Below are 22,651 nucleotides of genomic sequence, written 5' to 3' on the forward strand. Positions count from 1 at the left end.
AACCACATGAACATTGATGAACTGAAGTCCCATGCGCTCGCCGCTCGCCGCGATATTGTCACGATGATTTATGAGTCCGGCATTGGCCACCCGGGCGGCGCCTTATCGATAATCGATATCCTCACCTGGATCTATTATCAGGAGGTTGACCTGGCGGCCTCGCCCCGCGCGCGCGTCGTTATGAGCAAAGGGCACGCCGTTGCCGCGCAGTACGCCATGCTTTACCAAAAAGGGAAAATCGATCGCAGCGAGTTCAATACCTTCCGCCAGATCAATTCGCGCCTGCAGGGACACCCCAGCATAAAATCGCTGCCGGATGTCGATGCGACGACCGGTTTGCTCGGCCAGGGGCTATCCGTCGCCTTCGGTATGGCGGCCGCTAAAAAACGCCGCGACGAGCCTCATCGGGTATTTGCCATCATCGGCGATGGCGAAATGCACGAAGGGCAAATCTGGGAAACCTTACAGCAGGCCGGGCATATGAAAATGGATAATCTGGTCGCGATTATCGATTACAACGGCTTCTCTTCCCACGATCCGGTCAATGAGGTGGTTAATCTCGAGCCGCTGGCGGATAAGATCCGCAGCTTTGGCTGGCACGTGCTGGAGCTGCATAACGGTAATGATATGCACCAGGTGGCCGACACCCTGATGCTCTCCCGCCATCTGAAAGGCAAGCCGGTGGCCATCGTTGCCCATACCACCAAGGGATCCGGCGTCAGCTATATGGAAAATAACGGCGACTGGCACTCAAAAACCCCGACCACAGAACAATACCAGCAGGCAATGGAGGAGTTACAGTGATGAAAGCACCGCGTGATGAGATCGGTAATGCACTGATTGCCCTGAAAGAAAAAGGCTACCCCATCGTCGCTATCGATAGTGACTTAGCCAGTTCAACCCGCACCGACCAGTTTCAGGCGCGCTACCCGGAGGCCTTCTTCGAAATGGGGATCGCGGAAGGTTCAGCGATGAGTTTTGCCGTGGGTCAGGCGCTTGAGGGCTATATCCCCTTCTATGTCAATTTTGCGATGTTTGTGACGGGGACGGCATGGACCCAGCTGCGACAGGCCTGCTACGCCAAAGCCAACGTCAAGCTGGTGGGTAGCCATCCGGGGATGGATGACGGCCCGGACGGCGCCTCGCACCACGCGCTGGAGGATCTTGCCCTGACCCGCGTGCTGCCGGGCCTGACGATCCTGACGCCGGCCGATGCCGAAGAAATAGCCGACGCCTTTGAGCAGGCGGCAAAAATCAAAGGCCCGGTTTATATCCGCGTGGCGCGTGAACCGATGCCGGTGCGCGATAAGAGCGTAATCCCCCGGGTCACCGATATCGCGGCTATCGCCAGCAGCGGCAACGAGTTCGCCATTCTCTTTGAGGGCACGGTGCTGGAACAGGCCAGCGAAGGCTATGAAAAGCTGGTTGCCAGCGGCAAGAAAGGCAAGCTCATCCACGTGGCGACGCTCAAACCGTTTAACCAGCAGGAGTTTTATGCGCTGGTAGCAGACTGTCCGCAGATCGCCACGCTGGAGAATCACACGGTAAACGGCGGCCTTGGCGGCCAGGTAGCCGAAGCGATGGCCCAGGCGGCCCATCCGGCGCGCCTGACGCGCCTGGGAACGCAGGATACCTTCACCGAGTCGGGCAACAGCCGGCAGCTCAAAGCAAAATACGGCATCTCCGGCGAGGCGCTGTATAACGCGCTTCGCTGACCGTCGCACGAGCCGGTCGCCCACTGACCGGCTCGCTATTTGAGGAGCCGACATGGATGAAAAATTATTTGCCGCTTGTCAGTACACCGAGCGTGGTCTGGACTGGCGCGGCGCGATTAAGCTGGCCTGCCGTCCGCTGGCGCAGCAGGGGAAAATCAGCGCCGGCTATGCGGATGCCATCATCAGCGCCACCGAGAAAAATGGCCCCTGGTACATACTCACTCCGGAATTTGCCCTCCCGCACGCCCGCCCGGATGAAGGGGTTCTGAGCCCGCACAGCGTGCTCTCACTGGTTTGCTGCGCCGAAGCCGTGGCGTTTCCCGATCACCCCGATGTACGGCTGATTATCGTCCTGGCCGCGGCCGATAGCGAACAGCATATTCAGACGATCCAGCGATTAGTCTGCTGGCTGGATGAGGGGGATCGGCTGCATCGGCTCACCAGGGTGGAGCATCAGAGCCAGCTTGATGCGCTCGTCGCTGGCGGTAAATAAATCAAAGGGGACAACGTCCCCTTTGATTATCACCGTAGCGAAGGCCGGAAGAAAAATTACGCGTGCGCCACCGGCGTCGGATGATGACCGGCTTTACGCAGCAGCGTCAGCAGATAAATAAACGACACGCTGGCAATCATGATAAATAGCAGGTTGTCGGAAAAGTTCTGCATCAGCATGGCGGTGAAGGTTGGCCCGAGCAGGCTGCCGACGGTATAGCTCATCAACAGCGCCTGGTTCATGGCGACCAGCTGATGGCGCTCGACTTTCTCACAGGCCCAGGCCATTGCCACCGGGTACAGCGTGAAGCCCGATGCGCCAAGGATAAACAGCGCCGGAGCCATTGCCGCGCCGCTAAGCATTGCCAGGCAGCCTAAAATCACCACAAAAACCTGAACGCGCAACACCAGCAAGCGACCATAGCGGTCGGCCATACGGCCGATCGGCCACTGGCCCAAAATACCTGCGCTGACCATAACCGCCATCCAGAAACCAATGCCGGAGTCACTGACGCCCTGATGGTTCAACCACAGCGGCATCAATCCATACAGCGACCCAAGAACAATCCCGGAGATAATGCAGCCGTTCACGCCATGGCGGGCCTGACGCAGCCTGAGCATTGGCCAGATCCGCGCCGGCTCATGCTGTTCATCACTTTGATTCACGACGCGGGTAAACAGCAGCGGCAGAATCGCCGCCAGCGTCAGCGCGGTCACCCACGGCAGCACGCTCATTAGATCCGTCGGCAGTTTGCTGACCATCAGCTGACCCAGCACGGTTCCCACATAGTAAACCATCATATAGGCGGCCAGCAGACGACCGCGGCTACGCGACGTTCCGCTGCAAACCAGCGCGCTTTCGACCACTACCCAAATCATCGCGCAGCCGACGCCGGCGAGAAAGCGCCAGCTGAACCAGGTCCAGAAACCGAGGGTAATACCAAGTCCGACGCAGCCCACCGCAAAGATCAGCGACGCAAGATAATAGCTACGGTTAAATCCCAGACGCTTAATCACCCATCCGGCCAGCAGCGTCCCGACCAGGTTACCGGTGAAATAGGACGAGCCCACCATTCCGACCTGCCAGGTTGGCATATTTTCATGGGCGAGCCAAAGCGGGACGAGGGTATTTAAAACCGCAATCGCCAGCGTCAACAGAAGCAGGCCGCAGAGCAACATTTGCACCGGCCGGGTGTAGATGGACATGGATATAACCGTGAGGAAGTTTAGATTTCGTGCGCATCATGCCACCGCTAAAAACATTGTCAATCCACCAGAAATCAGGCGGGACGCGGTTTCACGGGCAACGATAGAAGTTTTTCATCCAGCGGAGCGACAACAGAATTATTCTTTATATTATTCCATTGTTTTTATTAATTTATTGAAAATAAACGGCGGGAATATCAGTAGAAAAATTTCATGAATCAACAGCACTTTTTTGTTGCGCCAGAACCGGGGGTTCTGGCGCAACAGCTTATCAGCTGGCGATAGCCATGCCGACCGTCATATGCAGACCGTAGAAGATGCCACGCCCTACCATCTCGCCGACCAGTACCAGCACCAATGCCAGGCTTAACAGCGGCACGGCGGGCTGATAGCCTTTGAGCAGCGGAACAACCCAGCATGCCAGAGCCAGCACCAGCGCAACCACACGCCAGGCCATCAGTGAGCCATAATCCGGCACCAGCGCGGAGGCCTGCTGAATAGAGCTGTGGATCATCGGCAGCTCGCTGCCTTGCATCAGGGCCACAATAACGCTGGCCACCAGCGCCAGCAGCGTGACCACCGGCAACAGACGCATCGCCCAACCGTCAACGCCCGCCACGCGCAGCAGCAGATAGCCCAGCAGCGGGCCGCCGAGAAACAGCGTCAGGAAGAAGCTCAGCGGCGTCCAGACGGTATACCAGGTCGGTACGGTATCAATGGTGTTATACACCCGCACCATCATCCAGACGAAGAGAATACCCAGCACCATCGTCGCGACCAGCCAGAGGCTGCGCAGCCCGGCCGGCAGCTTCTTCACCACCGCCAGCAGCCAGCCAATTCCGCCGACGGCGAAAAAGAGGGCTCCGCTGGCAATTTCGTTACTTAACGACGACGCACCAATCCGGTTAAGCGAGTTAAAAGCCCGCATCGGCGATCCCAGGTGCATCGTTGAGGCGATAAACCCAATCCCCATCAGCACCCACAAGCCAAACATGCTCAGCACTACGCGCTGCTGCTGCTCATTCGACAAACCACCTTTCATCAGCGCCAGTGCCAGGACGATAAAACCGCCCGCCACACATTGTCCAAAGACCGTGAAGATCATCAGCGGCCATTCATGCCATCCACTTCCCATCTCACACCTCCTTCGGGTTGGCCAGATAGCCGGTTGTATCACCGCACGGACGACTATTGGCGTTCGGTTTGATGACAATACTGGGTTTGGTAAAGTGCGCGGATGGCAGCGGCGCAACCGCAGCCAGTTCGCCGTGTTTCTTACGCAGTTCTTCGATCGGGCCAAAGTCCAGCGCGCGCAGCGGGCAGGATTCGACGCAAATCGGTTTTTTACCCTCGGCAACGCGCTGGTAACAGCCATCACACTTGGTCATATGCCCTTTCGCCGCATTATACTGCGGCGCACCGTACGGGCAGGCCATATGGCAATAGCGACAGCCGATGCACACATCTTCATCAACCACGACAAAACCGTCATCGCGTTTATGCATAGCGCCGCTCGGGCACACTTTGGTACAGGCCGGGTCTTCGCAATGGTTACAGGCGATGGATAAGTAATAGGCAAAGACGTTCTGATGCCAGACGCCGTTATCCTCCTGCCAGTCACCGCCCGCATATTCATAAATGCGGCGGAAGCTAACGTCCGGCGTTAAGTTCTTGAAGTCTTTACAGGCCAGCTCGCAGGTTTTACAACCGGTACAACGAGCAGAATCGATAAAAAATCCGTATTGAGTTGTCATCGGTTATTCCTTACAGCTTTTCAACCTGGACCAGGTTCGTGTGCGATGGGTTACCTTTCGCCAAAGGCGACGGGCGTTGGGTGGTGAGCACGTTGATGCTCCCCGCCTGATCCACGCGTCCTGCGTCCGGGTTATACCAGGCGCCCTCACCCAGCGCGACAACGCCAGGCATCATTCGCGGCGTCACTTTGGCTTCGATATGCACTTCACCGCGATCGTTGTAAATACGGATGCGATCGCCGTTGGCAATGCCGCGTTGTTTCGCATCGAGTGGGTTAATCCACATCTCCTGACGACAGGCGGCCTTCAGCACATCGACGTTGCCGTAGGTGGAGTGAACGCGCGACTTGTAGTGAAAACCGGTCAGCTGCAGCGGGAATTTCGCCGTCAGCGGATCGTTATAGTTTTCAAAACCTGGCGTATAAATCGGCAGCGGATCGATCACATCGCCTTCGGGGAGTTCCCAGGTGGCGGCAATTTGCGCCAGCGCCTGGGAATAGATCTCAATTTTGCCCGACGGGGTCTCCAGCGGATTTGCCTGCGGATTGTCACGGAATGCCTTATAGGCAACATGATGCCCTTCCGGGTCGCGCTGCTTGTAAATCCCCTGCTGACGGAAGGTATCGAAGTCCGGCAAATCCGGGATAGCCTTGCGGGAAAGTTCGTGCAGATAACGCATCCAGCCTTCCTGGGTACGGCCTTCGGTAAACTTCTGCTCCACGCCCATGCGTTTTGCCAGTTCCGTCGTCATGTCATAAATCGTTTTGCACTCAAAACGCGGTTTAATCACCTGGTCGGTGAAGATGACGTAGGACATGTTGCCGCATGAAGCATCCAGCGCGAAGTCCATCTGCTCGGAAGCAGTGCAGTCCGGCAGCAGAATATCGGCATATTTTGCCGACGAGGTCATGTGGCAGTCGATCACCACGATCATCTCGCACTTCTTATCATCCTGCAGGATTTCATGGGTGCGGTTGATATCAGAGTGCTGGTTAATCAGACAGTTACCGGCATAGTTCCAGATCATTTTGATCGGGACCTCCAGTTTATCTTTACCGCGCACGCCGTCACGCAGCGCCGTCATCTCCGGGCCACGTTCAATCGCATCGGTCCACATAAACATGGAGATACTGGTCTCAACGGGGTTCTCCAGCGTCGGCATACGTTCAAAAGGCAGGTCGTAAGAACCTTCACGCGCGCCGGTATTCCCTCCGTTGATGCCAACGTTTCCGGTCAGAATCGACAGCATCGAGATAGCCCGGGTGGCGATTTCACCATTCGCGTGGCGCTGCGGCCCCCAGCCCTGGCTGATAAAGGCAGGTTTGGCTGTCGCAATTTCGCGTGCCAGCTGCACAATACGCTCGACCGGAATCCCGGTGATAGTCGATGCCCACTGCGGCGTTTTGGCAGTGCCGTCCCTACCCTGACCGAGGATGTAAGCCTTGTAGTGACCGTTGGCCGGCGCATCGGCAGGCAACGTTTTCTCGTCATAGCCGACGCAGTATTTATCGAGGAACGGCTGATCGACCAGGTTTTCGGTGATCATCACCCAGGCGAGCGCGGAAACCAGCGCGGCGTCGGTACCGGGGCGAATCGGTATCCACTCATCTTCACGGCCGGCGCCGGTATCGGTGTAACGCGGATCGACAATGATCATCCGGGCGTTGGATTTTTGCCGCGCTTGTTCCAGGTAGTACGTTACCCCGCCGCCGCTCATCCGCGTTTCACCGGGGTTGTTACCGAACAGCACCACCAGTTGACTGTTTTCGATATCCGACGGGCTGTTACCGTCGGCCCAGCCGCCGTAGGTGTAATTCAGACCCGCGGCTATTTGCGCCGATGAATAATCACCATAGTGGTTAAGGTAACCGCCGCAGCAATTCATCAGACGCGCAATGAGCGTTTTCCCCGGTGGCCAGGAGCGGGTCATGGTGCCGCCAAGAGTTCCGGTCCCGTAGTTCAGATAGATCGATTCGTTACCGTAATCTTTAATCAGGCGCTGCATATTGCTGGCGATAGTATCGAATGCTTCTTCCCAGCTGATGCGCTCAAATTTTCCTTCCCCGCGCTTGCCAACGCGCTTCATGGGATACTTCAGACGATCGGGGTTGTAGACACGGCGACGCATGGAACGCCCGCGCAGACAGGCGCGTACCTGATGCAGGCCATCATAGTTGTCATCGCCGGTATTATCCGTTTCAACGTATTTAATTTCACCATCAACCACATGCATCCGCAGCGGACAGCGGCTGCCGCAGTTCACGGTACAGGCACTCCAGGTGACGGTTTCATTCACCGGCGCCAGAGCGTCGGCAGCATGGGCAATGCGTGTAAACGGTAGGGTAAATGCGCTGCTGGCCATCGCCAGACCGCCAATTGCCGTGGTTTTCATTAAACCACGCCGGCTTACTTCGGCAGCCAGTAAAGCATCGGGGGCTTTAATTTTCATGGATACTCGCTTTGGTTGCTCACAATTCACTGACAATCGTTATATAGATACATATATAACGAATTTAATCTTTTATAGTTTTTTATGCTGCGTTAACACCAAGGGAGTATGGGGGGAATCACCGGAGGGATTATTGCCCGGCATCAATAAGGGGATAAAAAAAGCGCCCGGAGGCGCTTTTGAGAAACAGGTAAAAAAATCAGCCGATAAATTCGAGGCCACGCATATAGGGGCGCAGAATTTCCGGGATTTCGATACGGCCATCCGCCTGCTGATAGTTTTCCATCAGCGCAACCAGGGTACGACCTACCGCCAGCCCGGAGCCGTTCAGCGTATGCACCAGACGGGTTTTCTTGTCGGACTTGCTGCGGCAGCGTGCCTGCATACGACGCGCCTGGAAGTCCCAGACGTTAGAGCAGGAGGAGATTTCACGATAGGTGTTCTGTGCCGGAACCCAGACTTCCAGATCATACGTTTTGCATGCGCTGAAGCCCATATCGCCGGTGCAGAGCGCCACTTTGCGGTATGGCAGACCCAGCAACTGCAGAACTTTTTCCGCATGGCCGGTCATCTCTTCCAGCGCCGCCATCGAATCTTCCGGACGCACGATCTGCACCATTTCCACTTTGTCGAACTGATGCATACGAATCAGACCACGGGTATCACGACCATAGGAGCCCGCTTCAGAACGGAAACACGGCGTGTGAGCGGTCATTTTGATCGGCAGATCGTCTTCGTCAATGATCTCATCGCGAACGAGGTTGGTCAGCGGTACTTCCGCAGTTGGAATCAACGCATAGTTGCTGCTGTCGGCTTCTTCTTCCAGCGGACGCGTATGGAACAGATCGCCGGCAAATTTCGGCAGCTGACCGGTACCGTACAGCGTATCCTGGTTGACCAGGTACGGTACATAGTTTTCACTGTAGCCGTGCTGTTCGGTATGCAGATCCAGCATGAACTGCGCCAGCGCACGGTGCAGACGGGCCAGTTGCCCTTTCATCACCACAAAACGGGAACCGGTCAGCTTAACGGCTGCGGCAAAGTCCAGCCCACCGTGCATTTCGCCCAGCGTCACGTGATCGCGGACGTCAAAATCGAACTCGCGCGGCGTACCCCAGCGGCTGACTTCAACGTTGTCGTTTTCGTCGCGACCGGCCGGAACGTCGTCGTGCGGAATATTAGGGATAGTCAGCGCGATATCGCGGATCTCTGCCAGTAACACGTCCAGCTCGGCTTTCGCCGCATCCAGCTGTTCGCCCAGTTTGTTGACTTCCAGGCGTAATGGCTCGATATCTTCCCCGCGCGCTTTCGCCTGGCCAATGGATTTCGATCGGGAGTTACGCTCCGCCTGCAGGTTTTCTGTTTCAACCTGCAGAACTTTACGACGCTCTTCCAGAGCGCGCAGTTTATCTACATCCAGCTTAAAGCCCCGGCGTGCCAGTTTTTCAGCGACTGCGTCTGGCTCGGTACGCAGCAGATTGGGATCGAGCATGCTTATCCTGTGCTTATCGAATAAATAAAAGAAAAGTGGCCGCAGACTACGACCACCGGGATATCTTGATAACCTTACCGCAACGTCTCTGTTAGCGGTAGCGTTTTATGGGGCTATTTTGATCCTGTTCGGTAAGCCAGGCGAGCTTTTCGCCAATTTTCCCCTCCAGCCCCCGATTTGTAGGCCGATAATAACGAGTTTGGGCCATTTCCTGCGGGAAATAGGCTTCCCCGGCAGCATAGGCGTTTGGCTCATCATGGGCATAGCGATACTCCTGCCCATAGCCCATCTCTTTCATCAGGCGGGTTGGCGCGTTGCGCAGGTGCACCGGCACATCGTAATCAGGACGCTCGCGGGCATCGGCCATGGCGGCTTTAAATGCGGTGTAGACCGCGTTGCTTTTCGGCGCGCAGGCGAGATAAACGATGGCCTGCGCAATAGCACGCTCGCCCTCCGCTGGCCCTACGCGGGTAAAACAATCCCAGGCAGAGAGCGCGACCTGCATGGCTCGCGGGTCAGCATTTCCGACATCTTCGGAAGCGATCGCCAGGCAGCGTCGGGCCACATACAGCGGATCGCCGCCGGCGGTGATGATTCGTGCGTACCAGTACAGCGCCGCATCCGGCGCGCTGCCGCGAACGGACTTGTGCAGCGCGGAAATCAAATCGTAGAAACGATCGCCTTTATTATCAAACCGCGCGCTGCGTTCACCGGCAATTTCAGTCAGCAGTTCCGCTTTCAGCACCCGGTTGCCGGAGGCATCCGTCTCTGCCATATCGGCCATCATTTCCAGCGTATTAAGCGCCCGGCGCGCATCGCCGTTAACCAGCCCGGCGATAGCCTGGCGGGTATCATCCGGCAGCACGATATTTTGCCCGCCATAGCCACGATCTTTATCGTTCATCGCCTGCGTGAGCACATGCTCAATATCCTCGCTGGACAACGATTTCAGCAGATACACTCGCGCCCGGGATAGCAATGCGGAATTGAGTTCAAAAGAGGGGTTTTCCGTCGTCGCGCCGATGAAGGTGATGGTGCCGTCTTCAATATGCGGTAAAAACGCATCCTGCTGGCTTTTATTGAAACGATGGACTTCGTCAACGAATAGAATCGTGCGGCGTCCGGCATTGCGGTTCTGCCTCGCGCGCTCGATCGCTTCGCGGATCTCTTTTACGCCGGAGGTCACCGCCGAGATCCGTTCAACATCGGCGCTGGCATAGCGAGCAATCACTTCAGCCAGCGTAGTTTTGCCGGTGCCAGGCGGCCCCCATAAGATCATCGAATGCAGATGCCCGGCCTCAATCGCCCGCGGCAAAGGTTTCCCCGGCGCCAGCAGATGCTGCTGGCCTATGTACTGCGCTAAATTTTCTGGCCGCATGCGGGCGGCCAGAGGTTGAAACGCATTGTCGGAAAAATCGAGCGACAGATTGCTCACATTCGCCTCTACTTACGTTGATCGTCCACCGTCACCCCTTTCGGCGGTGTAAAGGTGAACTTAGATGCATCGACCGCACCGTTTTGCTGAGACTTCAGCTGGTAGCTGCTGCGCTGGTCATCCTGCTCTACCGCGCTGAACTGATGGATGGTCCCGTCGCGGCCAACGTTAATCGTAAACTGCTTCAGGTTGCCGCCGCCGCTTTTCGGCGTCAGAACAAAATCATCGCCGTTCTGCTTGATGTTGTACTGCTGCCAGTCGTTGGACTGGTTGCGGGCAATCAGCATAAACGGCGTGTTGCTGGTAGCGTCTTTCAGCCAGGTGACGGTTGCCTGCTCGACAAACGGGTTGTAGAACCACAGGGTTTTCCCGTCAGAGACCAGAATGCTTTCATCCGGCTGGGTCATATGCCAGTTAAACAGATTCGGACGTTTAACCCACAGGTCGCCCTGCCCGTCCTGTACGGCGTTACCGCTGCCATCGGTCACTTTTTGGGTGAAGCTGGCATGGAAGCTGCTCACTTTATCGAGGCGGCTTTTCAAATCACTGGCGGCATCCGCCCAAACCTGGCTCACGACAAATCCAGACAGTAATGCACAGGTGATTGCGAGTTTTTTCATTGTTATTCCTTAATGTGCGTCACTCCCGACGCGGGAGCCTCTTCTGCCTCCTAATGTAGGACCGCCTGGCACGACGGAACAGCAGAACAGGCTGATTTTGCGCTTATTTACCCAACTTTGCACTTACTCGAAGGGAGGCGGCGCCAGCACTTCGCGGTTACCATTATGGCCCTGCTCGCTGACAATACCCTGCGCTTCCATCTGTTCGATAATACGTGCCGCACGGTTATATCCGATGCGGAACTGACGCTGAACGCCGGAAATAGAGGCTTTACGTTTTTCAGTGACGAAGTTCACCGCCTGATCGAACAACGGATCCAGCTCTTCACCACCGTCAAAGCCGCCGCTGCCGCCTTCGCTTTCGCTATCTGATGTAATGCCGTCAACATACTGCGGACGCCCGCGCGCTTTCCAGTCCTGAACCACAGCGTGGACTTCCTGGTCGCGAACAAACGCGCCGTGTACACGAACCGGCATGGTCGAGTTCGGCCCGGAGTAAAGCATATCCCCCATCCCCAGCAGTGATTCCGCGCCGCCCTGATCGAGGATGGTACGCGAGTCAATTTTGCTCGAGACGGTGAACGCGATACGCGTCGGAATGTTCGCTTTAATAAGACCGGTAATCACGTCAACCGACGGACGCTGCGTTGCCAGCACAAGGTGAATACCCGCCGCACGCGCTTTCTGCGCCAGACGCGCAATCAGCTCTTCGACCTTTTTGCCGACAGTCATCATCAGGTCGGCGAATTCATCCACCAGAACAACGATATACGGCAGTTTTTCCAGCACCGGATGCACGGCGTCCATGCTGTCGCCCGGTTTCCAGTACGGATCCGGAATCGGACGGCCCATCCGCGCCGCTTCGGCGATTTTCTCGTTGTAACCCGCGAGGTTACGCACGCCCAGCGCCGACATCAGCTTATAACGACGCTCCATTTCATTCACGCTCCAGCGCAGTGCGTTAGCGGCGTCTTTCATATCGGTAACGACTTCGGTCAGCAGATGCGGGATCCCTTCATAGACCGACAGTTCAAGCATTTTCGGGTCGATCATAATGAAGCGCACATCTTCCGGCTGCGCTTTATAAAGCATGCTGAGGATCATGGCATTCACCCCAACCGATTTACCGGAACCAGTGGTACCGGCAACCAGCAGGTGCGGCATTTTTGCCAGATCGGCAACGACCGGATCGCCGGCGATGTCTTTCCCCAGCACCACGGTAAGCGGCGACGGGTTATCGCGGAATTTCGTGTTATCCAGCACTTCTCGCAGATAAACGGTCTGGCGTTTTTTATTCGGCAGTTCCAGACCCACGTACGGTTTACCCGGAATGACTTCCACGACGCGCACCGCAATGGTGGACAAGGAGCGGGCCAGGTCACGCGAAAGGTTTGAAATCCGCGCGGCCTTCACGCCTGGCGCCAGATTCAGTTCGAAGCGGGTGATAACCGGGCCTGGCGAGTAGTTCACCACATCGGCTTTAATGCGGAAGTCAGCCAGACGAGCCTCAACCAGGCGCGCCATTTGCTCCAGCGCGAAGGTATCCACCGGCTCGACTTCGCTCGGCGGCGGGGTCAGCAGATCCAACGACGGCAGCGGCGTTGTCGGCCGTTGCATCGGCTGGCTGTTGCCGTTACGCATCAGCAGCGGATGAATCAGGCTATCCTGCGACGGCACCGGGGCTGTCTGCTGCGGCATGTGGCCCTGATGGGCTTGCTGCGGCTGATAGCTCTGTGCGGCAGGCTGATGCTGCTGCGCCATCTGCGGAGGTTGAGCCGGCTGCACAGGCTGCTGATACGGTTGTTGTACCAGCGACGACGGCACCGGCTGTTGATACTGTTGAACCGGTTGCTGCTGTGCCGGCTGCTGGTACTGCTGCACCGGCGGCGGTGTCTCCGGCAGCGGTGTGAACAGCGGTTCGCTCGGACCGTCATCGACCAGCGCTTTCATCGGCGAGAAATCATAATCCGCAGGAGAGAACGGCGTTGCGCCCTGCGGCTGTTCGCTGCTGTAGCGCTGCTGCTGCGACGCCGCAAACTGACGGGCCAGTTCAGCTTCAGCTGCGGAGTCATCCTCTTCATCCTGCGCGTAGACTTCGCCGTAACGCTGCTGCTGGGTGGCGGCAAACTGGCGAGCCAGTTCGTCCTGTTCCAGCGCATCCGCTTCTTCATCCGTTAACGGCTCGTCGTCATAGGCCTGATTGAGTTCAGCTTTACGCGCCCGTTCTTCAGCCATACGTTGTGACGGCAGTTTAATACCATACGATGCCAGCTCACGGCGCGTAGGGACGCGGACATGATTAGGACGCGGCAGTTTTGGACCAATCCCCTCTTTCACCTGCGCACGCGGGCCACCGGATGCCGGACTGAACAGCGGTGCAGCGGATGACGCGGTGGAAGCGACCGTCGCCGCGGTTGCACCCGCGCTCGTCGCCTGGTGTACGCCGGCGGCGAGGGTGGTCACCGCTGCGGCTTCGACCGGAGAGACCGGTGGCGGTGTAACAGGACGCGTGGCGACCGGGCTTGCTGGTTCAGGGATCGGCTGATACCAGGCGGCCAGCTGCTCGCGCTCGCGCGCGCGCTTCTCTTCGACCTCTTCAAAATAATACATTGGCGGACGCTGTGGCTTCACCTCTTCCTGCGGAGCCTCAGGCGTTACGGCAGGAGCTGGTGACTCCGGCTGGTAAACCGGCTGCTGCACCGGCGCCTGCTCAGGCTGGTACGCCTGATGCTGCGGGTAGGACGGCTCCGGCTGGTAAACCGGCTGCTGTACCGGCGCCTGCTCAGGCTGGTACGCCTGATGCTGCGGGTAGGACGGCTCCGGCTGGTAAACCGGCTGCTGCACCGGCGCCTGCTCGGGCTGGTACGCCTGATGCTGCGGGTAGGACGGCTCCGGCTGGTAAACCGGCTGCTGTACCGGCGCCTGCTCAGGCTGGTACGCCTGATGCTGCGGATAAGACGGCTCCGGCTGGTAAACCGGCTGCTGTACCGGCGCCTGCTCAGGCTGGTACGCCTGATGCTGCGGATAAGACGGCTCCGGCTGGTAAACCGCCTGCTGTACCGGCGCCTGCTCAGGCTGATATGCCTGATGCTGCGGATAAGACGGCTGCGGCACGTGCTCAGCTACCGGTTCAGCCCATGCCTGTGGCGCTGCGGTGGCAGCAGCTGCTGCAGCCAGCGGGTCGGCAATGCTGTGACCATTTAATAGCGGATCGTAAGGGTCAAAATCTCCCGGCCGCGCCGCGCTGGCGCCAGAGAACAGCACATCGTCAGCATCGCCTGAACGTGCGGCGCTGGAACCCGAAAAGAGTACATCGTCCGCCGCTACGGGCGCCCCGTTGGCGCTGAACTGTACATCCTCTTCGGCATCATCCATACGTTTGCCAGAGAACAGCGCGGCATCGGTTTTACGCCCCATCGGATTGGAGAATTTCTCCGCCAGACGCTGACGGCGCGCGAGCGCGCTGCGTAAAATGCGCGCACGACGAGATTCCTGCGGCTTCACGGCGTCGTCGTAGTCGTCTTCATCGTCTTCGTCTTCGTATTCGTCCTCTTCCACCCAGGTATCGTCCCGACGGGTACGGTTACTGGCGAATGTCAGAACAGACAAAATCGCACCGCCGAGTTTTTCGGCAATGCTGACCCATGACCAACCGGTAAACAGCGTTAAACCTGCCGCCCAGATGCACAGCAGCGCAATAGTGCCGCCGCTGCTGTGCAGCAACGGTTGCAGAGTGGTGCTCAGCAAACTGCCGATCACGCCGCCGGAGGCAAAATACCAGATATCATCGGCGTTAATCGCGGCCAGGCCGCAGGAGGTCAGAATCAGCGCCAGTGCGCCAATTAAGCGTAGCGATACGGCGAAGTAGTCGATGTACTCGTCGCTGGCCTGATTACGCCAGGCGAACCAGCAGCCGCCGATAATAATTACGGGAATGGTGTAAGCCATTACGCCAAAAATGAAAAATAGCGTATCGGCAAGCCAGGCTCCCGGAATGCCACCTATGTTATGAATAGGTTCGTGCCAGGCCGTTTGCGACCAGCTAGGATCCGAGGGATTAAAGCTCAGTAATGCCGCCATCAGCCAGATGGCAAACAGGGAGCAAAGGATGAGTAACGCCTCAAGGAGTCGGCGCCCGCTGCTTAACTTGGTCAGTTTGACTTCTTTGTCTTCGGTGTATTCCTGGCTCAAAAAAGGCTCTCCAGGTATCAGGCTGTTTCCTGCCTGCTGCTAAAACGGACAACAGTGCCGGGTCACCCCGGCACTGTTGCTGTATGGATTAACAGGAGTGTAATCAAACTACGTCGATTTTGCACCTGTTCCGTGTTAGCGCGTCTTAATTACCAGACGATTACTTTGCTTGACTTCTTCCATTACCACGTAGGTACGGGTGTCGTTCACGCCCGGCAGACGTAGCAGGGTCTCGCCCAGTAATTTGCGATACGCTGACATATCCGGCACGCGGGTTTTCAACAGATAGTCGAAATCACCGGATACCAGATGACACTCTTGAATTTCTTCAAGTTTTTGCACAGCGGCGTTAAATTGCTCAAACACATCCGGCGCGCCACGATTCAGAGTAATCTCAACAAATACCAGAAGTGATGCATCCAGATAGTGCGGGTTGAGCAGCGCCGTATAGCCCTGAATAAAACCCTGTCTTTCCAGTCGACGCACGCGCTCAAGGCAAGGCGTCGGGGAAAGTCCCACCCGTTTAGAAAGTTCGACGTTTGAAATACGCCCGTCTTTTTGAAGCTCATTCAAAATATTACGATCGATGCGGTCGAGATCTTTGCCAGGGCGCTTCTTGCTATCTACCATTATTATTGTCTCTCTGTATTCCTTCCCTACTCCTGTTCCGACTCAGAGCCTTCACTGCCCGAGTCCATCCTGTTCTTACCCGTATACGACATCGAGTAACCCCAGGGGTACGTGAGAAGCCCGTTGCCTGACGGCAGCCACCGACATCACGCATGGCGTCTGTCCACACCATGCGTAGATTTCGCTAACCCGGATAAAAATGGCATTTGCGTGCATGAAAATTCGCCGCACGCGAAACACTGCTTTTTGTCTTCCATGAATGTTTTCGCAAAAGCACAGGGGATTGTCAAAGCAAAACATCGATTTTTAGTACAAGATGCCAGATATTCATTATCCACCCCCGGTGATTCTCATGTTTTCCTCTTATAATTGTCCTGCCGACAGTAGAATTAGTTATATTCTTCGCACGTAAAATCGCCAGTTCATTGGCGGCCTCTATTGCACATATCGTTAACAAAACTGCTGCGCTCTTTTTTTACGACAACAAATTCCCTACAATCCAGCCCAATGTATGCCAATAAATTATGGGGATCTCATGGGCACGACCAAACACAGTAAACTGCTTATTCTTGGTTCTGGACCTGCGGGATATACCGCTGCAGTCTACGCCGCGCGCGCAAACCTGCAGCCGGTACTGATTACCGGCATGGAAAAAGGCGGTCAGCTGACCACCACCACGGAAGTGGAAAACTGGCCGGGCGATCCCAACGATCTGACCGGGCCGCTGCTGATGGAACGTATGCACGAACATGCGACGAAATTTGATACCGAAATTATTTTCGACCATATCAATAGCGTCGATCTGCAAAACCGTCCTTTCCGCCTGGTCGGCGACAGCGGCGAGTACACCTGTGACGCGCTGATTATCGCCACCGGCGCTTCAGCACGCTATCTGGGGCTACCGTCAGAAGAAGCGTTCAAAGGACGCGGCGTATCCGCCTGCGCAACCTGCGACGGATTCTTCTATCGCAACCAGAAAGTGGCCGTCATTGGCGGCGGCAATACCGCGGTGGAAGAAGCCCTGTACCTCTCTAACATCGCGTCCGAAGTCCACCTGATTCACCGCCGTGATACCTTCCGCGCGGAAAAAATCCTGATTAATCGTCTGATGGATAAAGTGGCCAACGGTAATATCGTGCTGCATACCCATCGCACGCTGGAAGAAGTGACGGGCGACCAGATGGGCGTCAGCGGTCTGCGTCTGCGTGATACGCAGAATGCCGACAATGTCGAGTCTCTGGAGGTCGCGGGTCTGTTTGTCGCGATTGGCCACAGCCCCAACACGGCCATTTTCGAAGGCCAGCTGGCGCTGGAAAACGGCTATATCAAAGTGCAGTCCGGGATCCACGGCAATGCCACCCAGACCAGCATTCCGGGCGTATTCGCCGCGGGTGATGTGATGGACCATATCTATCGCCAGGCCATCACCTCTGCCGGTACCGGCTGTATGGCGGCGCTGGATGCTGAACGTTATCTTGATGGTTTAGCTGACGCGTGCAAATAATCTTTACAAGTCAGTAACAAAGGTAAAGAAGGCGACGAAAAGTCGCCTTTATTTTTTCCTCGTTGTAACATTGCGTGGCCTAAAAACCTCATAACTACACCTGCTAAGTGCGCAATGAATAAAACCCGTCAACAAGAGTTAACACGCTGGTTAAAAGAGCAAAGCATTCTCTCCCGTCGCTGGTTGATGATTTCCCGCGCGCTGGGCGTCATTAGCGGCCTGCTGATCGTCGGTCAGGCCTGGCTGCTGGCGCGGATCCTTCATCGCATGATTATGGAGAGTATTCCGGCGACGGCGCTGGTATTGCCGTTTATCGTCCTGGTGCTGATTTTTGTTCTGCGTGCCTGGGTGGTATGGCTACGCGAGCGGGTAGGTTTCTATGCCGGGCAGCATATTCGCTATGAAATCCGCCGCCAGGTGCTCGATCGCCTGCAGCAGGCCGGCCCTGCGTGGATTCAGGGGAAACCCGCCGGAAGCTGGGCGACGCTGGTACTTGAACAAATTGACGATATGCACGACTACTACGCGCGTTATCTCCCGCAGATGACCCTCGCCGCCAGCGTCCCGCTGCTGATTGTGATCACCATTTTCCCGATAAACTGGGCGGCGGCGCTGATTCTTCTCGGCACTGCCCCGCTGATCCCGCTGTTTATGGCGCTGGTCGGCATGGGCGCGGCGGAGGCCAATCGCCGCAACTTCCTGGCGCTCGCTCGCCTGAGCGGCCACTTTCTCGACCGCCTGCGCGGGATGGAAACGCTGCGCCTCTTTCACCGTGGCGAAGCGGAAACGGACAATATTCGCCATGCTTCCCAGGATTTCCGCCAGCGGACGATGGAAGTGTTGCGCCTCGCCTTTCTCTCCTCCGGCGTACTGGAGTTTTTCACCTCGCTCTCCATTGCTCTGGTCGCGGTTTACTTCGGTTTCTCCTATCTCGGCGAGCTCAACTTTGGCCACTATGGCGTGGGCGTCACCCTGATGTCAGGTTTCCTGGCCCTGATCCTGGCGCCGGAATTTTTCCAGCCGCTGCGTGATTTAGGCACCTTTTACCATGCCAAAGCTCAGGCCATCGGTGCTGCGGATAGTCTGAAAACGTTTATGGAAAAGCCGCTGGCGCAGGAAACTCGCGGCGAGAAGATCCTCAGCGACAACGAATTGATTAGTCTCGAAGCGCGCGATGCGATTATCAAATCGCCGGAAGGCAAAGTCCTGGCGGGGCCGCTGAACTTTACGCTCCCGGCCGGTAAACGCGTCGTGCTGGTCGGGCAGAGCGGCTCCGGCAAAAGTTCGCTTTTGAATGCATTGACCGGTTTTCTCCCCTACGACGGCTCGCTGTTGGTCAACGGCGTTGAACTGCGCGATCTTGACGTCAGCCGCTGGCATCGTCTGCTCAGCTGGGTGGGGCAGAACCCGCAGCTACCGGCCGCCACGCTACGCGAAAACGTTCTGCTGGCCTGGCCGGAAGCCAGCGAAGCACAGCTTCAGCTCGCGCTGGATAAGGCCTGGGTGAGCGAATTCATCTCCCAACTGCCGCAAGGGATTAATACGCCGGTCGGCGATCAGGCGGGTCGCCTGTCCGTCGGGCAGGCGCAGCGTATCGCCGTGGCGCGGGCGCTACTGGTACCGTGCCGGCTGTTGTTGTTGGATGAGCCGGCCGCCAGCCTTGATGCGCATAGCGAACAGCGGGTCATGCAGGCGCTCTTTAATGCCTCTTCGCAGCAAACAACGCTGATGGTGACCCACCAGCTGGAAGGTATCGCCGACTGGGATGCCATCTGGGTGATGCAGGATGGTCAGATCGTCGAACAAGGGACCTATAGCCAGTTGGCTATGGCAAACGGGCCTTTTGCCGCCCTGTTGGCCCACCGGCAGGAGGAGATTTAAATGCGCGCACTATTACCTTATCTGGCGTTGTACAAACGGCATATCTGGCTGCTGACTCTCGGCGTGGTACTGGCTATCGTCACCCTGCTGGCCAGTATCGGCCTGCTGACGCTATCAGGCTGGTTTTTATCCGCTTCTGCCGTCGTTGGCGTCGCCGGTATTTACAGTTTCAACTATATGCTGCCGGCAGCCGGCGTTCGCGGGGCGGCGATTATCCGTACCGCCGGTCGCTATTTCGAACGTCTGGTCAGCCATGACGCCACTTTCCGCGTGTTACAGCATCTGCGGGTGTTTACCTTCAGTAAGCTGCTCCCCCTCTCCCCTGCCGGGCTGGCGCGTTTTCGTCAAGGTGAACTCCTCAACCGGGTGGTCGCCGACGTCGACACCCTGGATCATCTCTACCTGCGGGTCATCTCGCCGCTGATCGGCGCACTGGTTGTCATTGTGGTGGTCACCGCAGGCTTAAGCATTCTCGATGTCACGCTGGCGCTGACGCTAGGCGGTATAATGCTGGTGACCCTGCTGGTCCTGCCGCCGCTGTTTTATCGCGCCGGGAAACCCGCCGGTGAGAGCATCACGCAAATGCGCGGGCAGTACCGGCAACAGCTAACCGCCTGGCTGCAAGGACAGGCTGAACTGATGCTGTTCAGCGCCAGCGACCGCTACCGCAAGCAGCTGGAGAAAACCGAGCAGCGCTGGCAGGATGCCCAGCGTCGTCAGGCAGAGCTGACTGCGCTGTCGCAGGCGCTGATGCTGCTGATTGGTGGTGTTGCCGTGGTTGCTATGCTGTGGCTCACCTCTGCTGGCGTAGGCGGCAACAGCCAGCCCGGCGCGCTGATCGCCCTTTTTGTCTTCTGCGCGCTGGCGGCATTTGAAGCGCTGGCGCCGGTTACCGGCGCCTTTCAGCATCTCGGACAGGTCATTGCTTCCGCCCGCCGAATTACGCAGATTACCGGGCAACAGCCGGAGGTCACTTTCGCCGCCGGCGAGGGGCAAGCGTTCGGGCAGGTCTCATTGACGTTGAACCAGGTCACCTTCAGCTATCCGCAGCAGCCTTCTCCGGCGCTGGAAAATATCTCATTGCAGGTCGGCGCAGGAGAGCATATTGCCATTCTTGGCCGCACCGGCTGCGGTAAATCTACGCTGCTGCAGCTTCTGACCCGCGCCTGGGATCCGGCGAATGGCGAGATTTTACTCAACGACCAGCCGTTAACTCACCTCAACGAAGCCACTTTGCGTCAGGCGATGAGCGTCGTCCCCCAACGTGTGCATCTGTTCAGCGCCACGCTGCGCGATAACCTGTCGCTGGCCGCCCCCGGCGCCAGCGATATCCAGCTGATGAAAGCCCTGGAACGTGTCGGGCTGGAAAAATTACTGGAAGATAGCGGTCTCAACGCCTGGCTGGGCGAAGGCGGCCGCCAGCTTTCCGGCGGTGAACTGCGCAGACTGGCCATTGCCCGTGCGCTGCTGCACGATGCGCCGCTGATGTTACTCGATGAGCCGACCGAAGGCCTTGATGCGACGACAGAGAGCCAGATCCTCGATTTACTGGCTGAAGTGATGCGCGAAAAAACCGTGCTGATGGTGACTCACCGCCTGCGCGGACTGGCGCGGTTTAATCGGATAATTGTCATGGACAACGGCAAGATTATTGAGCAAGGTAGTCACGCGGAACTGCTGGCTGAACAGGGGCGTTACTACCAGTTTAAGCAGCGTCTGTAGTCCGGCTGTTTCACGCCGTTTTGCGTATATACTCAATGAGTTTCAGGCGTGCTGAAAAGAGCGGTCCGCTGCGTCCTGGCTTTGCCAGCATGGCGACGGACCGTCCGCTTGAATAACAGCGAATATATTGAACAATTGCCTGGTGCGTATTGAGGTTAAAATGCGTCTGGTTCAGCTCTCCCGTCAGTCCATTGCCTTCCCTTCCCCGGAGGGAGCGTTACGCGAACCCAATGGCCTGCTGGCGCTCGGCGGCGATCTCAGTCCGTCGCGTCTGCTTATGGCCTATCAGCACGGAATTTTTCCCTGGTTTTCTCCTGGCGATCCGATTTTATGGTGGTCCCCCGATCCGCGGGCGGTGTTGTGGCCCGGGCAGTTCCATCTCAGCCGCAGCATGAAGCGTTTTCATCAGCGATCGCCCTATCACGTCACGCTGAACCACGCGTTTGGTCAGGTGATTGAAGGTTGTGCCGACAATCGCGATGAAGGGACATGGATCACCTCCAGCATCGTCAAGGCCTATCACCAGCTGCATGAGCTTGGCCATGCGCACTCGATTGAAGTGTGGCAAGGCGAGACCCTGGTGGGAGGAATGTATGGCGTAGCGCAAGGCGCACTGTTTTGCGGCGAGTCCATGTTCAGCCGCGCGGAAAATGCGTCGAAAACGGCCTTGCTGATATTCTGCCAGGCGTTTATCCGCGACGGCGGGAAATTAATAGATTGCCAGGTTCTGAATAAGCACACGGCATCGCTGGGCGCCGTCGAAATCCCCCGCCGCGATTATCTTGATGCGCTGTCGGTATTGCGCACCCGTCGCCTGCCGGAAAGATTCTGGGTGCCCAGGGTGCTATTTACCGGCAATGTGTAAATGTTTTCAGCACATTTTTTACCGTGATGGTATAATTGCGCAGTAGAGTAGCTTCTGCCTGTTGCCCCGCCGCCGTTTGGGAATAATAAGAGTCAGATAACGCCCATCGTTCTGTCGCTCCCCTTTACGTTTGCGCCTGTCATGCGGCTTATCCGTGTGAATTCCGGGCAATGCGCCAAAACTACTTCAATGATTTTACCCTTAATAATTTTGGATGCTTCAGGTAGCACCGCAAAGCGCCTGGCTGCGTCAATAACTATGTAACCGAGTGAGCGAAGGCAGCCTGAAAGATAAAGTGCACAAACGTAAACCTTTACTTACTCGCTGAACTTCGGCATTATCTTGCCGGTTCAAAACTACGGTAGTGATACCCCAGAGGACTAGATGGCCAAAGAAGACAATATTGAAATGCAGGGCACCGTACTTGACACGTTGCCTAACACAATGTTCCGCGTAGAACTGGAAAACGGTCACGTGGTAACTGCGCATATTTCCGGTAAAATGCGTAAAAACTACATCCGCATTCTGACGGGCGACAAAGTGACTGTTGAGCTGACCCCGTACGACCTGAGCAAAGGCCGCATTGTCTTCCGTAGTCGCTGATAGTTTTCCGCCCTCGTGGCGTCAGATGCTGAAGGCCGGGATAATTCCCGGTCTTTTCATATCTGCAGCCGGCTAAAAGCGGCATAAAAAAA

Annotated in this window: 17 protein-coding genes; 8 read left to right on the top strand and 9 right to left on the bottom strand. The window is 56.9% G+C overall.

The window, feature by feature from the left end:
- Positions 1-6: 6 nt before the first annotated feature.
- The 3 genes from OQV00_RS17525 to OQV00_RS17535 are packed head-to-tail and all read left to right on the top strand — an operon-like array spanning position 7 to position 2,208.
- Entirely contained in the window at positions 7-804 is a 798-nt protein-coding gene (locus OQV00_RS17525) for a transketolase (RefSeq protein WP_004860052.1), read from the top strand.
- On the top strand, positions 804-1,715 hold the full coding sequence (locus OQV00_RS17530) for a transketolase family protein (protein WP_032716977.1): 912 nt from the start codon (positions 804-806) through the stop codon (positions 1,713-1,715). The genes OQV00_RS17525 and OQV00_RS17530 overlap by 1 nt, the downstream gene beginning before the upstream one ends.
- Positions 1,716-1,767: 52 nt before the next feature.
- Positions 1,768-2,208, top strand: a complete 441-nt coding sequence (locus OQV00_RS17535; RefSeq protein ID WP_004860048.1) for a PTS sugar transporter subunit IIA — start codon at positions 1,768-1,770, stop codon at positions 2,206-2,208.
- 56 nt (positions 2,209-2,264) lie between these two features.
- On the opposite strand, the gene OQV00_RS17540 is transcribed toward OQV00_RS17535, so the two are convergent.
- The 9 genes from OQV00_RS17540 to lrp all read right to left on the bottom strand — a co-directional run bounded on the left by OQV00_RS17540 (position 2,265) and on the right by lrp (position 15,984).
- Complete coding sequence (locus OQV00_RS17540) at positions 2,265-3,413, bottom strand: MFS transporter (protein ID WP_015584800.1); 1,149 nt, start codon at positions 3,411-3,413, stop codon at positions 2,265-2,267.
- A gap of 271 nt (positions 3,414-3,684) precedes the next feature.
- Positions 3,685-4,548: a dimethyl sulfoxide reductase anchor subunit family protein gene (locus tag OQV00_RS17545; protein WP_004860046.1), complete on the bottom strand. Its 864-nt coding sequence runs from the start codon at positions 4,546-4,548 to the stop codon at positions 3,685-3,687.
- A gap of 1 nt (position 4,549) precedes the next feature.
- Positions 4,550-5,167 (bottom strand): DMSO/selenate family reductase complex B subunit, encoded by a 618-nt coding sequence (locus OQV00_RS17550; RefSeq protein ID WP_015584801.1) that lies wholly within the window; start codon positions 5,165-5,167, stop codon positions 4,550-4,552.
- 10 nt (positions 5,168-5,177) lie between these two features.
- Positions 5,178-7,616, bottom strand: coding sequence for a dimethylsulfoxide reductase subunit A (gene dmsA, locus OQV00_RS17555; protein ID WP_088884084.1), 2,439 nt, complete (start codon positions 7,614-7,616; stop codon positions 5,178-5,180).
- Between the two features lie 199 nt (positions 7,617-7,815).
- Positions 7,816-9,108: a serine--tRNA ligase gene (gene serS / locus OQV00_RS17560; RefSeq protein WP_004860040.1), complete on the bottom strand. Its 1,293-nt coding sequence runs from the start codon at positions 9,106-9,108 to the stop codon at positions 7,816-7,818.
- 91 nt (positions 9,109-9,199) lie between these two features.
- A complete protein-coding gene (gene rarA, locus OQV00_RS17565) occupies positions 9,200-10,543 on the bottom strand; it encodes a replication-associated recombination protein RarA (protein WP_015584803.1) in 1,344 nt (447 codons plus the stop codon).
- Between the two features lie 8 nt (positions 10,544-10,551).
- The gene (gene lolA / locus OQV00_RS17570) at positions 10,552-11,163 is read right to left on the bottom strand and encodes an outer membrane lipoprotein periplasmic chaperone LolA (RefSeq protein ID WP_004860037.1); all 612 of its coding nucleotides are present in this window, start codon (positions 11,161-11,163) and stop codon (positions 10,552-10,554) included.
- Positions 11,164-11,286: 123 nt separating this feature from the next.
- Positions 11,287-15,354, bottom strand: a complete 4,068-nt coding sequence (gene ftsK / locus OQV00_RS17575; RefSeq protein WP_266279108.1) for a DNA translocase FtsK — start codon at positions 15,352-15,354, stop codon at positions 11,287-11,289.
- Positions 15,355-15,489: 135 nt separating this feature from the next.
- Positions 15,490-15,984, bottom strand: a complete 495-nt coding sequence (lrp, locus tag OQV00_RS17580; protein WP_000228469.1) for a leucine-responsive transcriptional regulator Lrp — start codon at positions 15,982-15,984, stop codon at positions 15,490-15,492.
- 535 nt (positions 15,985-16,519) lie between these two features.
- On the opposite strand from lrp, the gene trxB reads away from it, so the two are divergent.
- The 5 genes from trxB (at position 16,520) to infA (ending at position 22,559) form a co-directional block, all read left to right on the top strand.
- On the top strand, positions 16,520-17,488 hold the full coding sequence (gene trxB / locus OQV00_RS17585; RefSeq protein ID WP_004860029.1) for a thioredoxin-disulfide reductase: 969 nt from the start codon (positions 16,520-16,522) through the stop codon (positions 17,486-17,488).
- 114 nt (positions 17,489-17,602) lie between these two features.
- On the top strand, positions 17,603-19,369 hold the full coding sequence (gene cydD / locus OQV00_RS17590) for a heme ABC transporter permease/ATP-binding protein CydD (RefSeq protein WP_054828945.1): 1,767 nt from the start codon (positions 17,603-17,605) through the stop codon (positions 19,367-19,369).
- The gene (cydC, locus tag OQV00_RS17595; RefSeq protein WP_004860024.1) at positions 19,370-21,091 is read left to right on the top strand and encodes a heme ABC transporter ATP-binding protein/permease CydC; all 1,722 of its coding nucleotides are present in this window, start codon (positions 19,370-19,372) and stop codon (positions 21,089-21,091) included.
- A 160-nt stretch (positions 21,092-21,251) separates the two neighbouring features.
- Complete coding sequence (gene aat / locus OQV00_RS17600; RefSeq protein WP_266279111.1) at positions 21,252-21,956, top strand: leucyl/phenylalanyl-tRNA--protein transferase; 705 nt, start codon at positions 21,252-21,254, stop codon at positions 21,954-21,956.
- 384 nt (positions 21,957-22,340) lie between these two features.
- The gene (infA, locus tag OQV00_RS17605) at positions 22,341-22,559 is read left to right on the top strand and encodes a translation initiation factor IF-1 (RefSeq protein WP_002211347.1); all 219 of its coding nucleotides are present in this window, start codon (positions 22,341-22,343) and stop codon (positions 22,557-22,559) included.
- Positions 22,560-22,651 lie beyond the last annotated feature (92 nt).

The sequence above is a fragment of the Klebsiella sp. DY2415 genome, assembly GCF_026314315.1.
GTDB classification, from domain to species: domain Bacteria; phylum Pseudomonadota; class Gammaproteobacteria; order Enterobacterales; family Enterobacteriaceae; genus Klebsiella; species Klebsiella ornithinolytica.